Genomic DNA, 13,911 nt, shown 5'->3' with positions numbered 1-13,911 from the left:
AGATGACCACTGAAATAATAAAAACAGACACGCTTGTTGTCGGCGCCGGTCAAGCGGGTGTGGCCATGAGTGAACACCTGAGCAAACTCGGTGTGCCGCACCTCGTTCTGGAGCGCAACCGCATTGCCGAACGTTGGCGCACCGGGCGCTGGGACTCGCTGGTGGCCAACGGTCCGGCGTGGCACGACCGGTTTCCGGGGATGGAATTCGATGATGTCGATCCGGACGGTTTCGCCCACAAGGAACGTGTCGCCGATTACTTCGAAGCCTATGCGAAGAAATTCAATGCGCCGATCCGCACCGGTGTCGATGTGAAAAGCGTGGTGCGCAATGTCGGGCGTCCGGGCTTCACTGTCGAGACCTCGGAGGGCGTGATCGAAGCGGCCCGTGTCGTCGCCGCCACCGGCCCGTTCCAGCGTCCGGTGATCCCGGCGATTGCGCCGAAAGATGAGCGTCTGCTGCAGATTCACTCGGCCGACTATCGCAACCCGCAACAACTGCCGGCCGGCGCGGTGCTGGTGGTCGGCGCCGGTTCGTCGGGCGTGCAGATCGCAGACGAATTGCAGCGCTCTGGCAAGCAGGTTTACCTCTCGGTCGGCGCCCATGACCGCCCTCCTCGCGCTTACCGCAACCGTGATTTCTGCTGGTGGCTGGGCGTGCTCGGCGAATGGGATCAAGCCGCGATGAAACCCGGCCGCGAGCACGTGACCATCGCCGTCAGCGGCGCCCACGGTGGCCGCACCATCGACTTCCGTGGTCTGGCCCATCGCGGCATGACTTTGGTCGGCGTCACCGAATCGTTCAGCAACGGCGTGGTGACCTTCAAACAGGACCTGCGCGACAACCTCAAACGTGGCGACGAGAACTACCTTGCGCTGCTGGATGCCGCCGACGCCTATATCGAACGCAACGGCCTCGACCTGCCGCTGGAACCGGAAGCCCGCGAGACGTATCCGGACCCTGAATGCGTAAAAAACCCGCTGACCGATCTCGATCTGGCCGCCGCCGGTATCACCTCGATCATCTGGGCCACCGGGTTTGCCGTGGACTATTCGTGGCTGAAAGTCGCCGCTTTCGACGACAACGGCAAGCCGCAACATCAGCGCGGTGTGTCCAGCGAGTCGGGTGTGTATTTCCTCGGCTTGCCGTGGCAGTCGCGACGCGGTTCGTCGTTCATCTGGGGCGTTTGGCACGACGCCAAGCACGTGGCCGATCACATCGCCACCCAGCTCAAATACCTGGCTTATCGCGATGCCGAACAACGCGAAGCCGCGCTGCACAACCACGCTGTCGACACCGTCGACGCTTGATTTCCCTCTTCAGTACCGGCGCCTGTCGCGCCGGGTTCGATTTCGTCAGGAGCCTCACATGAGTCAGCCAACCCACACCCGCATCCGTATGTTCAACACCAAGGACACCTACCCGAACCAGACCCTGGACAACGACCTGTGCCAGGCTGTGCGCGCCGGCAACACCGTGTATGTGCGTGGTCAGGTCGGGACCAATTTCGATGGCGAACTGGTCGGCCTCGGCGACCCGCGCGCGCAGACCGAACAGGCGATGCGCAACGTCAAGCAATTGCTCGAAGAGGCCGGCAGCGACCTGAGCCATATCGTCAAGACCACCACCTACCTGATCGACCCGCGCTACCGCGAGCCGGTGTATCAGGAAGTCGGCAAGTGGCTGAAGGGCGTGTTCCCGATCTCTACGGGGCTGGTGGTGTCGGCCTTGGGTCAGCCGCAATGGCTGATGGAGATTGATGTGGTTGCGGTGATCCCCGAGTAATTCGACCTTAGCGAAGGAGGCCACACATGACATTTTCCATCGCCGCCCGTTGCCCCGAAACCGGTCAGTTCGGCATCGCCATCAGCTCCTCGAGCATTGCCGTCGGCGCACGCTGCCCGTGGCTGTTGCCGGGGGTTGGCGCGGTGTCGAGCCAGAACATCACCCTGCCATCGCTCGGCCCGGAAGTGCTTGCCCTGATGGAACAAGGCCTGGCGCCCGAGGCGGCGCTGGACAAGGTGCTGACCCGCAACGGCTACAGCCAGTACCGGCAGATCACGGCCATCAACCACCTCGGCCAGACCGCGCATTTCAGCGGCGCGCAGACCCTCGGCGTGCACAACGCCGTGTCGGGCGAGCAATGCGTGGCGGCGGGCAACATGCTCGCCGGGCGCTCGGTGATCGAAGCCATGGTCAGCGCGTTCGAAGAAGGCGAAGGTCAATTGGCCGATCGCCTGATCAAGGCCTTGCACGCCGCCCAGGCCTTGGGCGGTGAAGCGGGCCCGGTGCATTCGGCGGCCGTGGTCGTGGTCGGCGAGTTGACCTGGCCCATCGTCAACCTGCGGGTGGACTGGGCCGATGAAGACCCGATCGGTCAATTGCAGAAACTGTGGGACGCCTATCGCCCGCAGTTGCAGGACTACATCGACCGCGCCCTGGATCCGGCCAAGGCGCCGGGCTACGGGGTTGCCGGAGACGACCGATGAGCGACAGCGTCGCGTTGCTCAAGACGCTGGTGGGGTTCGACACCACCAGCCGCGAGTCCAACCTGCAATTCATCGACTTCGTGCGCAGCTACCTCGAAGGTTTCGATGTGCCGTGCGAGCTGATCTACAACGATGAGCGCAGCAAGGCCAATCTGTTTGCCACGATCGGCCCGGCCGATCAGCCGGGCATCGTGCTGTCGGGGCACACCGATGTGGTGCCGGTCGATGGCCAGCCGTGGACGCTGCCGCCGTTCGAACTGAGCGAGCGCGACGGCAAGCTTTACGGTCGCGGCACGGCGGACATGAAGGGCTACATCGCCTGCGTGCTGGCGCTGGTGCCGTCGTTGATCGAAGCACCGTTGCGCCTGCCGGTGCACTTTGCCCTGTCGTACGACGAAGAAGTCGGCTGCCTCGGTGTGCGCTCGCTGCTCAAGGTGCTGGAGCAACGTCCGGTCAAACCGCTGCTGTGCATCATCGGCGAGCCGACCGAACTCAAACCGGTGCTCGGGCACAAGGGCAAACTGGCGATGCGCTGCGATGTCCAGGGGCACGCCTGTCACTCGGCTTACGCGCCACTTGGGGTCAACGCCATCGAATGCGCCGCCGAGCTGATCGGCGAGCTGGGACGCATCGGTCGACAGCTCAAGGATGAACACCTCGACCCGCGTTTCGACCCGCCGTACTCCACGGTGCAAACCGGCGTGATCGGCGGTGGCAAGGCGTTGAACATCGTCCCCGCCGATTGCCGTTTCGACTTCGAAATCCGTGCCCTGCCCTCGCAGGACCCGGCGTTGGTCGCGCAGCAACTCAAGGCCTACGCCGAGCAGCAAATGCTGCCGCGAATGCGGGCCGTCAGCGAGCAAAGCGATATCCGGTTCAGTGAATTGTCGGCGTATCCGGGGCTGGCCACAGATGCCCGGAGCCAGGCTGCGGAACTGATCGCCACGTTCTGTGGCTCGGACGATTTCGGCACCGTGGCCTTTGGCACCGAAGGCGGATTGTTCGACGCGGCGGGGATTCCCACGGTGGTGTGCGGCCCCGGCAGCATGGATCAGGGCCACAAGCCGGACGAGTTCGTCAGCGTCGATCAGCTCACGGCCTGCGATGCGATGCTGCAACGGATGCTAGTGGCGATTCGTCTTTGAAAAAACGCCTGGCTGCTGGATTGAAATCCGCAGCCAAGCCGCCGGCTCACCGACAGACAGCTGCTCCGATGGAGGTCAGCTGCGTTGTCGTTCACCGGGCTGAAACGCCCGCAACAGAGCGTTTTCAACTGACCGGAGAGCCTCGTTTTTTTAACGCCTGAAGCAACAAAACTACTAATTTATCTCTCCCCTTTCCTTGCCCATGATCAACCCCAACAAGAAATGCGCCGTCCGTGCCGGCGCTCATTGAAGTACGTCCACGTACTCGTCCTTGCCTTGGAGTTCGTCATGACCACCTCTGCATCAACGTCTGCACCGCTCATTGAAAAACACACGATCGGCTACGTGCCGCCCGAAGATCGCCACGGAAAGGTTCGGGATCTGTTCACCCTCTGGTTCGGCGGCAATATCGCGCCGTTGCCCATCGTCACCGGCGCTCTCGGCGTGCAACTGTTTCACCTGAATCTGGTGTGGGGCATCGTCGCCATTCTGGTCGGCCATCTGGTCGGCGGTGTGCTGATGGCGCTGCACTCGGCGCAAGGCCCGCAGATGGGCATCCCGCAGATGATCCAGAGCCGCGCGCAATTCGGCTCCCTCGGCGCGCTGCTGGTGGTGTTGATTGCCGGCGTCATGTACATCGGCTTCTTCGCCTCCAACATCGTGCTGGCCGGCAAGTCCCTGCATGGCGTGGTCGACAGCGTTCCGGTGCCGGTCGGCATCGTCATCGGTGCGCTGGGCTCGGGGATCATCGGCATCATCGGCTACCGCTTCATCCACGTGCTCAACCGCATTGGCACCTGGGTGCTGGGGATCGGCATCGTGGTCGGCTTCGGCTACATCCTCACCCACATCCAGACCGATGATTTCCTCACTCGCGGCAGCTTTAACCTCTCGGGCTGGCTGGCAACGGTGTCGCTGGCGGCGCTGTGGCAGATCGCGTTTGCGCCTTACGTGTCGGACTACTCGCGTTACCTGCCGGCGAACGTGCCGGTGGCGGCGACCTTCTGGACGACCTATCTGGGATCGGCGCTGGGCTCGAGCCTGTCGTTCGTGTTCGGCGCCGTCGCGGTGCTGGCAACCCCGGTGGGCATGGACACCATGGACGCGGTGAAACTCGCCACCGGTGCCATCGGCCCGCTGATGCTGGTGCTGTTCCTGCTCAGCGTCATCAGCCACAACGCCCTCAACCTGTACGGCGCGGTGCTGTCGCTGATCACCCTGGTGCAGACCTTTGCCTACCGCTGGATCCCGACCGCCAAGAGCCGCGCGGTGATTTCGATCATCGTGCTGCTGGCCTGCTGTTTCGCTGCGGTCGGCGCCTCGGCGGACTTCATCGGCCACTTCGTCGACATGGTGCTGGTGTTGTTGGTCGTACTGGTGCCGTGGACCGCGATCAACCTGATCGACTTCTACGCCATCCACAAAGGCCAGTACGACATCGGCTCGATCTTCCAGGTCGACGGCGGCATCTACGGCCGTTACAACCCGCAGGCCTTGCTGGCCTATGCGATCGGTATCGCGGTGCAGATTCCATTCATGAACACGCCGCTGTACGTCGGGCCGGTGTCGGCGCACATCAACGGCGCGGACCTGTCGTGGCTGGTTGGCTTGCTGGTGACTTCGCCGCTGTATTTCTGGCTGGCGACCCGTGACAGTGCTTATCGTCGGCGGCTGACCTCCGGAAAACTGGCGGGCAGTCTCTGAGATTGACTCGATGCACCAACAAGGCCCGCCATTCGCGGGCCTTCTGCTTTGCGTTGTGCTATTTCTTTACGCCCGACGACAACCGGAGATGGAAATCCAATGCTGCGAATTCTGGGCAAAGCCTCATCGATCAATGTGCGCAAAGTGCTGTGGACCTGTGCTGAACTGAATCTTCCCTTCGAACGCGAAGACTGGGGCTCAGGTTTTCAATCAACGTTGACGCCGCAGTTTCTCGCACTCAATCCCTGCGCGATGGTGCCGGTGATTCAGGACGATGACTTCACGCTGTGGGAATCGAACTCGATCATTCGCTACCTGGCGTCGCGCTACGGCGGCGAGCAACTTTACCCGAGCGAGGCGCGTGCCCGCGCGCGGGTGGATCAATGGATCGACTGGCAGGCTTCGGAGCTGAACAAGTCGTGGTCGTACGCGTTTCTTTCGCTGGTGCGCAAGTCACCCGCGCATCAGGACAGCGTTGCTCTTGCGGCCGGTTGCCGGGAGTGGGCAAGGCACATGGAGATCCTCGACCGGCAGCTGCAAAAAACCGGCGCCTATGTCAGCGGCGAGCAGTTTTCCCTCGCCGACATCCCTATCGGCCTGTCGGTCAATCGCTGGTTCGAGACGCCGCTGGAGCATCCGCACCTGCCCGCAGTGAGCGCTTATTACGAACGCCTGAGCCAACACCCCGCTTACCGATTGCACGGACGAAATGGCACGCCGTGATTTCAGTCATTTGTTTTTGAACGCCTCACGCCGCGCCTGTCGTTCCGCGGCGTACGCCTCTTGCGGCTGGCTGATCAAATCCTCACGGCGCAACACTTCACCGCAGTGATCGCACATCGGTCCGAGGCCGGCGCTGTGGTTGCAGTTCTTGTGGGTCATGTTCACCGCCAGCCCCTCCTCCGGCGATTTACACCAGGTCTCGCCCCAGGCGCGTAGCGCGATCACCACCGGGTAAAACGCCTCACCCTTTGCGGTGAGGTGGTACTCGTAGCGTTTCGGCCGCTCGTTGTACAAGCGGCGCTCGACCAGTCCGTCCGCTTCCAGGCTTTTCAGACGGGCGGCGACCATCTGCGGCGTGCCGCCGGTCTGCGCCAGGATCTCGTCATAGCGGTGGCTGCCCATGAACAATTCGCGCAAAACCAGCACTGTCCAGCGGTCGCCGACGATCGCCTCGGCCCGGGAAATCGGGCACAGGGTCTCAGGAAGACTATCGTTTACAGCCATCAGGGCTTGCCTCTTACACAGTTACTATGATTATCATATCAACACGATGCGGGAACAAGCCCTGAGCATCGATCACTCTCATTGCCGGAGTACATCGTCATGTCGAAACCTCTTTATCCGCTCGACAGAACCGCCTACCTGCTGGTCGATCCGTACAACGATTTTCTCTCCGAGGGCGGCAAGATCTTTCCGCTGCTCAAACCGATGGCCGAGCAGAACGGCCTGCTCGACAACCTGCGCAAACTCGATCGCGCCGTGCGGGCCCTGCCGATTCCGGTGTTCATCGTACCGCATCATCGCTGGGTCAAAGGCGACTACGAGAACTGGGATCATCCAACCCCGACCCAACAAAAGATCATGCACATGCACCACTTTGCGCGCGGCGAATGGGGTGGTGAATGGCACCCGGATTTCGCACCGAAGGACGGCGACATCGTGGTTCAGGAACACTGGGGCTCCAGCGGTTTCGCCAATACCGACCTTGACTTTCGCCTGAAACAGCAAGGCGTCACCCACGTGATCATCGTCGGCCTGCTGGCCAACACCTGCATCGAAGCCACCGCGCGCTATGCATCGGAACTCGGCTATCACGTCACGCTGGTGCGCGATGCGACCGCCGCGTTCAAGGAAGAAATGATGCACGCCGCCCACGAACTCAACGGCCCGACCTTCGCCCATGTCATCACCACCACGGACGAACTGATCGCCACTCTTCAGTCGCAAGGTGAAACGAAATGAGTCTGACAGGCCACCTGCTGATCGGCGCCGCTGACGTACCCGCCACTGAGGGCATGATGAAGGCGCTGAATCCGGCGACCAACATGCTGATCGAGCCGGAATTCGCCTTTGGTGGCACAGCCCAGGTCGATCAGGCGGCAACCCTCGCCGACGCGGCATTCGACAGCTACAGCCACACCTCGCTGGCCGAACGCGCGGCGTTTCTGGAAAGCATCGCCGACAATCTCGACGCCGTACGCAAGGAGCTTGCAGCCCGCGCCGCACTTGAAACCGGTCTGCCTCAGGCGCAGCTTGAAGGCGAAGCCGCCCGGGCCGCGACCCAGTTTCGCCAGTTCGCCGAGGTGGTGCGCAAGGGGCGCTTCCTGCAGCTGGCAATCGACCCGGCACAGCCGGAGCGTCAGCCGCGACCCCGAATGGATCATCGCCTGCAGAAAATCGCCATCGGCCCGGTGGCAATCTTCGGTGCGAGCAATTTTCCGATCTCCTATTCGGTGGCCGGTGGCGACACTGCGTCGGCACTCGCGGCCGGTGCGACGGTGATTCTCAAGGCGCATAACGCGCATCCCGGAGCCTCGGAAATCCAGGCTCGTGCTATCCGCAAAGCGGTGCAGTCGCATGGCTTGCATGAAGGGGTTTTCTCCATGGTGCGCGGTGGTGGTAACGCCATCGGTGAAGCGCTGGTCGATCATCCTTTGATTAAAGCGGTGACCTTCACCGGTTCAGAGGTGGGCGGCATGGCGCTTTATCGCCGCGCTCAATTGCGGCCTGATCCGATCCCGGTGTTTACCGAAATGACCAGCGTCAACCCGACCTTCATTTTGCCCACAGCGCTGACCGCGCGCGGCGGTGAGATCGGCGATGGCTTTGTCGAGCGGATGCTGGTTAATGTCGGCCAAGCCTGCCTGTGTCCATCGATCCTGATCGCGGTCGAGGGCGAAGGTCTGCAAGCGTTGCGCAGCGCGATGATCAAGCGAGTCAGCGAAGCGCCGGCGCGCACGATGCTGACGCCGGGGATTCACGGTTCATACGTCAAGGGGCTGGTGGCAATGGAAAGCGTGGGGGCGAATCTGGTGGCGGTTGGCGCGCCGACGGATGGCCCGTTTGAAGGCCGCTCGGCGTTGCTGGAAGTCAGTGGCCAGCACTTTCTCAACGAACCCGCACTGGCCCATGAAGTGTTCGGCCCGGCTGCACTGCTGGTGACGGTCAGCGATGAGGAAGAACTGCTGGCAGTTGCCCGTTCGTTCAAGGGCCAACTGAGCGCAGCCATTCACCTTGAAGACCGCGATCTGGATCTGGCCCGGCGTCTGCTGCCGATCCTCGAGCGCCGCACCGGACGCATCGTGGTCAACGCCTTCGCCCACCCGCAGGAAGTGACCTTCGCCACCGTACACGGCGGCCCATTCCCGGCTACCTCGGACAGCCGCTTCACCTCGGTCGGCATGACCTCGATCGAACGCTTTTTGCGGCCGGTGGCGTATCAGGGGTTTCCGGATGCGTTGTTGCCGGAGGTGTTGCGCGACGCCAATCCACTCAACCTGCCCCGCAGCATCGACGGCCAATAAAAAATGCCCGGTTCGGCGGATCACCGAACCGGGCACGCTTTTCAATCAAATGAGCAGGTCTTCATGGAGAAGACCCGAACCCAGAGCGTCAATTCTCTTCTGCACGCACCACACCGCGCTCCTCCAGCAAACGCACAAACATACTCAGACTGCGCGAAACCGTGCCCCGTCGCCACACCAGCCACGTCGTCAAATAGCGGAAATCCGACGCCAGCGGCCATACGCTGACCGTCGCGCAGCCGGGCATGCTTTGCAGCATGCTGCGCGGCATCAAAGCCAGGCCGGCACCCGCACTGACGCAGGCGAGCATGCCGTGATAGGACTCCATTTCGAAGATCTTGCCGGGCACCGCAGCGTCGGTGCTGAACCATTTTTCGAAGTGATGGCGATAAGAGCAGTTCGAACGAAATGCATAGATGTTCTCGCCGTTCACGTCCGCTGCGCGCTGGATCGGCCCGTGATGAAGCGGCGAGATGATGACCATTTCTTCTTCGAATGCCGGGATGCCTTCCAGCGCCGGATGCAGGACCGGGCCGTCGACGAACGCGGCCGCCAGGCGCCCCGAAAGCACACCGTCGATCATCGTCCCGGAAGGACCGGTCGACAGGTCCAGATCGACTTTCGGATGTTGCTGGTTGTAGGTCGCCAGCAAACCGGGAATGCGCACCGCCGCCGTACTTTCCAGCGAGCCCAGCGGGAACGCGCCTTGCGGTTCCTCGCCAGCGACGGTGGCGCGGGCTTCCTGGACCAGATCGAGAATGCGCCGCGCGTACTCGAGAAAACTCCAGCCGGCCGGTGACAGGCGCAAGCGGCTTTTCTCGCGGATGAACAGATCGACGCCCAGATCTTCCTCTAATTGCTTGATGCGCGTCGTCAGGTTCGACGGCACGCGATGGATCTGCGCCGCCGCAGCGCTGATGCTGCCGTGTTCGGCAACGGCCTTGAAGATTTCCAGTTGCACCAGATCCACAGTCATTCTCCAATCGTGAAAGAAACGCTCTTTATTATTCAGTTTCCAGAAATCAAACGCCACCCTACTCTGAGCGCATCCACTGACCTCGCAGGACGACGCCATGAGCCCGATTTCCAGCCAGACCCACGCCATCTCGATCAATCCCGCCACCGGCGAGCAGATCGGTCACTACGCTTTCGAATCCGCCGAAGCCCTCGATGCTGCGCTGACCCGCGCGGCGTTCGGCTTCAACAAGTGGAAACGCAAGCCACTGCAGGATCGCTCCCGCGCCCTGACCGCGCTGGCCGGTGCGCTGCGTGACAGCAGCGAAGCCATGGCCACCATGATCACCCAGGAAATGGGCAAGCCGATCGCCCAGGCCCGTGGCGAAATCGAGAAATGCGCCAAACTCTGCGAGTGGTACGCCGAACACGGCCCGGCCATGCTCAACGCCGAAGCGACGCTGGTCGAAGGCGGCAAGGCGCGCATCGAGTACCGTCCACTCGGCCCGATCCTCGCCGTGATGCCGTGGAACTTCCCGATCTGGCAAGTGCTGCGTGGCGCCGTCCCGGCGCTGATCGCCGGCAATACTTACGTGCTCAAGCATGCGCCGAACGTGATGGGCAGCGCCTATCTGTTGCGCGACGCCTTCACCCGCGCCGGTTTTGCCGATGGCGTGTTTGAAGTGATCAACGTCACCCCGGAAGGCGTTTCGACCGCCATTGCCGATTCGCGCATTGCCGCCGTAACCCTGACCGGCAGCGTCCGCGCCGGCATGGCCATCGGTGCACAGGCCGGTGCCGCGCTGAAGAAATGCGTGCTGGAGCTGGGCGGCTCCGATCCGTTCATCGTGCTCAATGACGCCGATATCGACGAAGCCGTGCAAGCGGCGGTGATCGGTCGTTACCAGAACTCAGGGCAAGTTTGCGCCGCCGCCAAACGCCTGATCATCGAAGAAGGCGTGGTCGAAGAATTCACCCGCAAATTCGTCGAAGCCACCCGCCAGTTGAAGATGGGCGATCCATTGTCCGCCGACAACTACATCGGCCCGATGGCCCGTTTCGATCTGCGTGACGAGCTCGATCAACAAGTGCGCGACACCCTGGAAGAAGGCGCCACCCTGCTGCTCGGCGGCGGCAAAGTAGAGGGTTCGGGCAACTACTACGAGCCGACCGTACTGGCCGACGTCACCGACCGCATGACTTCGTTCAAGCAGGAACTGTTCGGCCCGGTGGCCTCGATCATCACCGCTCGCGACTGCGCCCACGCTGTAGCGCTGGCCAACGACAGCGAGTTCGGCCTGACCGCCACGATCTACACCGCCAACGTCGCCCTGGCCCAGCAACTGACCAGCGAACTGGAAACCGGTGGCGTGTTCATCAACGGTTACTCCGCCAGCGACCCGCGCGTGACCTTCGGCGGCGTGAAGAAAAGCGGTTTCGGTCGTGAGCTGTCGCACTTCGGCGTGCGCGAGTTCTGCAATGCGCAGACGGTATGGCTGGATCGCCGTTGATCCAATGAAAGAAAGCCCGGAAGCGTTTTGCGCTTCCGGGCTTTTTCATTTATGCCGCAGCCTGTTGGGGTTCCGACACCGTCCGATCTTTGCTTAATAGCCCCAGCACCACAGCCGCCGACACCAGGGTGATGATCGTCAGGATGTGCAGCAGATACTGGAACGCCGAAGCGTAACCTTGAACCAGACGCTCATTGGCCAGGTCCGGAACCGTGTTGATCGCATGCGCCATGTCACCGGTGGTTACCCGGTGCGCGGTCTGCGCAATCAGCGCGGCGTCTGCACCGCTGGCCACTGACTGCAGATCGGTATGCAGCAGCGAGGCAAGAATCGCCGCCACGCTCGCCAGTGCAATCCCTTCACCCGCCACCCGTACCGTGTTGAAAATCCCGGCCGCCATGCCGGCGCGCTCTTTCGGCACCACGCTGACCGACAGTCCATCCATCAAGCCCCACGGCAGACCCGCGCCGATCCCGATCAACACCATCGGCACCACCAGCGCGAATTTCGGCTCGCCGACGTTGTACAGGCTCAGCCAGTGCAGCCCCACGGCGGCAATCAGGAAGCCCACGCCCGACAGGATGCCGGCAGAGACAAACCGTGTCATGGACGCCGCCAGCATCGGCACCACCAGCATCGGCGCTGACAGCGCCAGCAACAGCAGACCGGCATCGATTTCACTCAAGCCTTCGACGCCGATAAACCGCAGCGGCAGCATGACCACCAGCACGATGTAGCAATAGCAGGTGCCGATCGGCAGCATCTGCACGCCGACGAAGCGCGGAAAGCGGAACAGCGTCAGATCGAGCATTGGACGTTTGACGCGCATTTCGATGAAGACGAACAGCGCCAGCAACAACGCCGAAGCACCCAACAGACCGACCACTAACGGACTGCCCCAACCGCTTTCGGGCGCCTGGATCACACCGAACGTGAACAGCGCCAGCATCGAGCTGAACGTCACGGTACCCGGCCAGTCGAGACCGCTGGCGTCGGGGTCGCGGGTTTCACGCATGCGCGGCAGGCCGAAGACCATCGCGATCACACCAATCAGCGCGGTAAACACAAAGATCGCGCGCCAGTTGAACGCCTCGATCAACGCCCCGGCCACCAACGGGCCGAACGCGAGACCGATACCAAACGTGGTGCCGAGCATGCTGTACGCACGGGTGCGCGCATGACCTTCGAACTCCTGCGCCAACGCCGCCGAACCGCTGGCCAGCGCCGCCGCACCGGCCACGCCCTGAATCGCCCGAAGCACATCCAGCCAGAACACCGAAGGCGCCAGGCTCTGGGCAATCGACGCTGCGGTGAACAACAGTATGCCGGCGGTGAACAGGCGCTTGCGTCCATAGACATCGGCCAACGCCCCCGCCGCCATCAGCAGACTGCCGAACGACAACATGAACGCATTGGTGATCCAGGTCAGCGCCACCGGGCTGCCGCCCAGGTCACGGCCAATGGCCGGCGTCGCCACCGCGCCACCGGTAAAACTTAACGGAAGGACCAGCGCCGACAGGCAAATGGCCGCGAGGATCAGCAGCTTGTCGCGCGCGCCAGTGTGTTGGGAGACGTTTGTCATGATTTCATCCAATGAAAAGAAAATCAGGCTGCGATCAATAGAGCGCAGCCTGCGATAGCTTCAACGAGGGGCTAGGTCAGTCCTTGAAATCCGTGGACAGCGCCAGCTCATTCCACTCGGCCAACTCCTGTGCCACCAAGCGGTTCTTCGCTTCGATCCGCGCAATCGTGTCGCTGCCCAGCGCCAGCCGCTGCGGCGGGTTCGGTGCGTTGACCAGCGCCAGCATCGCTTCGGCAAACTTCAGCGGATCGCCCGGTTGCGCATGGTTGGCGGCTTCGGCAAAGGTGCGCATCTTGCCAACGGTTTCGTCGTAGTCCGGCAGCACCAGCGCGGTCTTGAGCAGCGACTGCTCGTCGAGGAAGTCGGTGCGGAAGAAGCCCGGTTCGACCACCGTGGCATGAATGCCCAGCGGCGCCAGTTCCTGATGCAGCGCTTCGCTGATGCCTTCCACTGCGAACTTGGTCGAGCCGTAGACACCCCAGCCCACGTAGGCCTGATAACCGCCAATCGACGAGATGTTGATGACCCGTCCGCTGCGCTGGGCGCGCATGTGTGGCAGCACGGCACGGGTGACGTTGAGCAGGCCGAACACGTTGGTCGCGAACAGGCGCTCGGTTTCGCTGGCGCTGGTTTCTTCGACGGCGCCCAACACGCCAAAGCCGGCATTGTTGATCAGCACGTCGATGCGGCCGAAGCGCTTGATGCCCTGCGCCACCGCTTGATGGGCTTCCTCTTCACGGGTGACGTCCAGCCGCACCGCCAGCAGGTTCGGGTGATCGCCGAGGCGGTCGGTGATGTCTTGCGGGTTGCGGGCGGTGGCAATCACCGCGTCACCGGCACGCAGGGCCTGTCCGGCGATAAGGATGCCAAAACCACGGGAAGCTCCGGTAATCAGCCAAGTACGCATATCAACTCCTCCTGTCGGTGACCCTGGCGAGATTACCGGGCCTTCTTGATGAGTTGAGTCGACTTTAAAGCCGTGCTACTGATGTGATAATC

At 62.4% G+C, this 13,911-nt stretch carries 13 protein-coding genes; 9 read left to right on the top strand and 4 right to left on the bottom strand.

Features of this window, described 5'->3' with window-relative positions:
* The first annotated feature begins 2 nt into the window (after nucleotides 1-2).
* The 6 genes from ACTJK9_RS03495 to ACTJK9_RS03470 all read left to right on the top strand — a co-directional run bounded on the left by ACTJK9_RS03495 (nucleotide 3) and on the right by ACTJK9_RS03470 (nucleotide 6,061).
* Entirely contained in the window at nucleotides 3-1,310 is a 1,308-nt protein-coding gene (locus tag ACTJK9_RS03495) for a flavin-containing monooxygenase (RefSeq protein ID WP_440812143.1), read from the top strand.
* Nucleotides 1,311-1,368: 58 nt separating this feature from the next.
* Nucleotides 1,369-1,785 carry a RidA family protein gene (locus tag ACTJK9_RS03490; protein WP_007950460.1) on the top strand — a complete coding sequence of 139 codons (417 nt, stop codon included), beginning with the start codon at nucleotides 1,369-1,371 and terminating at the stop codon, nucleotides 1,783-1,785.
* Between the two features lie 26 nt (nucleotides 1,786-1,811).
* Nucleotides 1,812-2,489, top strand: coding sequence for a DUF1028 domain-containing protein (locus ACTJK9_RS03485; protein ID WP_039766940.1), 678 nt, complete (start codon nucleotides 1,812-1,814; stop codon nucleotides 2,487-2,489).
* Nucleotides 2,486-3,634 (top strand): acetylornithine deacetylase, encoded by a 1,149-nt coding sequence (gene argE / locus ACTJK9_RS03480; RefSeq protein ID WP_440812139.1) that lies wholly within the window; start codon nucleotides 2,486-2,488, stop codon nucleotides 3,632-3,634. The genes ACTJK9_RS03485 and argE overlap by 4 nt, the downstream gene beginning before the upstream one ends.
* Nucleotides 3,635-3,922: 288 nt before the next feature.
* Nucleotides 3,923-5,338, top strand: coding sequence for a purine-cytosine permease family protein (locus ACTJK9_RS03475; RefSeq protein WP_039766943.1), 1,416 nt, complete (start codon nucleotides 3,923-3,925; stop codon nucleotides 5,336-5,338).
* A 99-nt stretch (nucleotides 5,339-5,437) separates the two neighbouring features.
* Nucleotides 5,438-6,061 (top strand): glutathione S-transferase family protein, encoded by a 624-nt coding sequence (locus tag ACTJK9_RS03470; RefSeq protein ID WP_085610573.1) that lies wholly within the window; start codon nucleotides 5,438-5,440, stop codon nucleotides 6,059-6,061.
* Between the two features lie 6 nt (nucleotides 6,062-6,067).
* On the opposite strand, the gene ACTJK9_RS03465 is transcribed toward ACTJK9_RS03470, so the two are convergent.
* Nucleotides 6,068-6,565 (bottom strand): winged helix-turn-helix transcriptional regulator, encoded by a 498-nt coding sequence (locus tag ACTJK9_RS03465; protein ID WP_085648408.1) that lies wholly within the window; start codon nucleotides 6,563-6,565, stop codon nucleotides 6,068-6,070.
* Between the two features lie 99 nt (nucleotides 6,566-6,664).
* On the opposite strand from ACTJK9_RS03465, the gene ACTJK9_RS03460 reads away from it, so the two are divergent.
* Nucleotides 6,665-7,303 (top strand): isochorismatase family cysteine hydrolase, encoded by a 639-nt coding sequence (locus ACTJK9_RS03460; protein WP_440812135.1) that lies wholly within the window; start codon nucleotides 6,665-6,667, stop codon nucleotides 7,301-7,303.
* On the top strand, nucleotides 7,300-8,865 hold the full coding sequence (locus tag ACTJK9_RS03455; protein WP_440812133.1) for an aldehyde dehydrogenase (NADP(+)): 1,566 nt from the start codon (nucleotides 7,300-7,302) through the stop codon (nucleotides 8,863-8,865). Before ACTJK9_RS03460 ends, ACTJK9_RS03455 begins: the two co-directional genes overlap by 4 nt.
* Before the next feature lie 88 nt (nucleotides 8,866-8,953).
* On the opposite strand, the gene ptrR is transcribed toward ACTJK9_RS03455, so the two are convergent.
* Complete coding sequence (gene ptrR / locus ACTJK9_RS03450) at nucleotides 8,954-9,835, bottom strand: putrescine utilization regulator PtrR (RefSeq protein ID WP_007950470.1); 882 nt, start codon at nucleotides 9,833-9,835, stop codon at nucleotides 8,954-8,956.
* A 103-nt stretch (nucleotides 9,836-9,938) separates the two neighbouring features.
* Between ptrR and ACTJK9_RS03445 the strand changes: the two genes are divergently transcribed.
* Nucleotides 9,939-11,330, top strand: a complete 1,392-nt coding sequence (locus tag ACTJK9_RS03445) for an aldehyde dehydrogenase family protein (RefSeq protein WP_085746204.1) — start codon at nucleotides 9,939-9,941, stop codon at nucleotides 11,328-11,330.
* A gap of 49 nt (nucleotides 11,331-11,379) precedes the next feature.
* Here ACTJK9_RS03445 and ACTJK9_RS03440 read toward each other — a convergent pair whose 3' ends face one another.
* Nucleotides 11,380-12,912: an MFS transporter gene (locus ACTJK9_RS03440; protein ID WP_440812131.1), complete on the bottom strand. Its 1,533-nt coding sequence runs from the start codon at nucleotides 12,910-12,912 to the stop codon at nucleotides 11,380-11,382.
* A 76-nt stretch (nucleotides 12,913-12,988) separates the two neighbouring features.
* Entirely contained in the window at nucleotides 12,989-13,819 is an 831-nt protein-coding gene (locus ACTJK9_RS03435) for an oxidoreductase (protein WP_440812129.1), read from the bottom strand.
* Nucleotides 13,820-13,911 lie beyond the last annotated feature (92 nt).

Source organism: Pseudomonas sp. 22082, from assembly GCF_052046055.1.
Lineage (GTDB): Bacteria > Pseudomonadota > Gammaproteobacteria > Pseudomonadales > Pseudomonadaceae > Aquipseudomonas > Aquipseudomonas pharyngis.
This window is presented reverse-complemented; position numbering and strand designations above follow the sequence as displayed.

Excerpts from the sequence above, each read along its gene's own strand:
- argE (WP_440812139.1), top strand. The coding sequence starts at position 2,486 with ATGAGCGACAGCGTCGCGTTGCTCAAGACGCTGGTGGGGTTCGACACC.
- ACTJK9_RS03490 (WP_007950460.1), top strand. The coding sequence starts at position 1,369 with ATGAGTCAGCCAACCCACACCCGCATCCGTATGTTCAACACCAAGGAC.
- ACTJK9_RS03485 (WP_039766940.1), top strand. The coding sequence starts at position 1,812 with ATGACATTTTCCATCGCCGCCCGTTGCCCCGAAACCGGTCAGTTCGGC.
- ACTJK9_RS03465 (WP_085648408.1), bottom strand. The coding sequence starts at position 6,565 with ATGGCTGTAAACGATAGTCTTCCTGAGACCCTGTGCCCGATTTCCCGG.
- ACTJK9_RS03455 (WP_440812133.1), top strand. The coding sequence starts at position 7,300 with ATGAGTCTGACAGGCCACCTGCTGATCGGCGCCGCTGACGTACCCGCC.
- ACTJK9_RS03445 (WP_085746204.1), top strand. The coding sequence starts at position 9,939 with ATGAGCCCGATTTCCAGCCAGACCCACGCCATCTCGATCAATCCCGCC.
- ACTJK9_RS03470 (WP_085610573.1), top strand. The coding sequence starts at position 5,438 with ATGCTGCGAATTCTGGGCAAAGCCTCATCGATCAATGTGCGCAAAGTG.
- ACTJK9_RS03475 (WP_039766943.1), top strand. The coding sequence starts at position 3,923 with ATGACCACCTCTGCATCAACGTCTGCACCGCTCATTGAAAAACACACG.
- ACTJK9_RS03435 (WP_440812129.1), bottom strand. The coding sequence starts at position 13,819 with ATGCGTACTTGGCTGATTACCGGAGCTTCCCGTGGTTTTGGCATCCTT.
- ACTJK9_RS03495 (WP_440812143.1), top strand. The coding sequence starts at position 3 with ATGACCACTGAAATAATAAAAACAGACACGCTTGTTGTCGGCGCCGGT.
- ACTJK9_RS03440 (WP_440812131.1), bottom strand. The coding sequence starts at position 12,912 with ATGACAAACGTCTCCCAACACACTGGCGCGCGCGACAAGCTGCTGATC.
- ACTJK9_RS03460 (WP_440812135.1), top strand. The coding sequence starts at position 6,665 with ATGTCGAAACCTCTTTATCCGCTCGACAGAACCGCCTACCTGCTGGTC.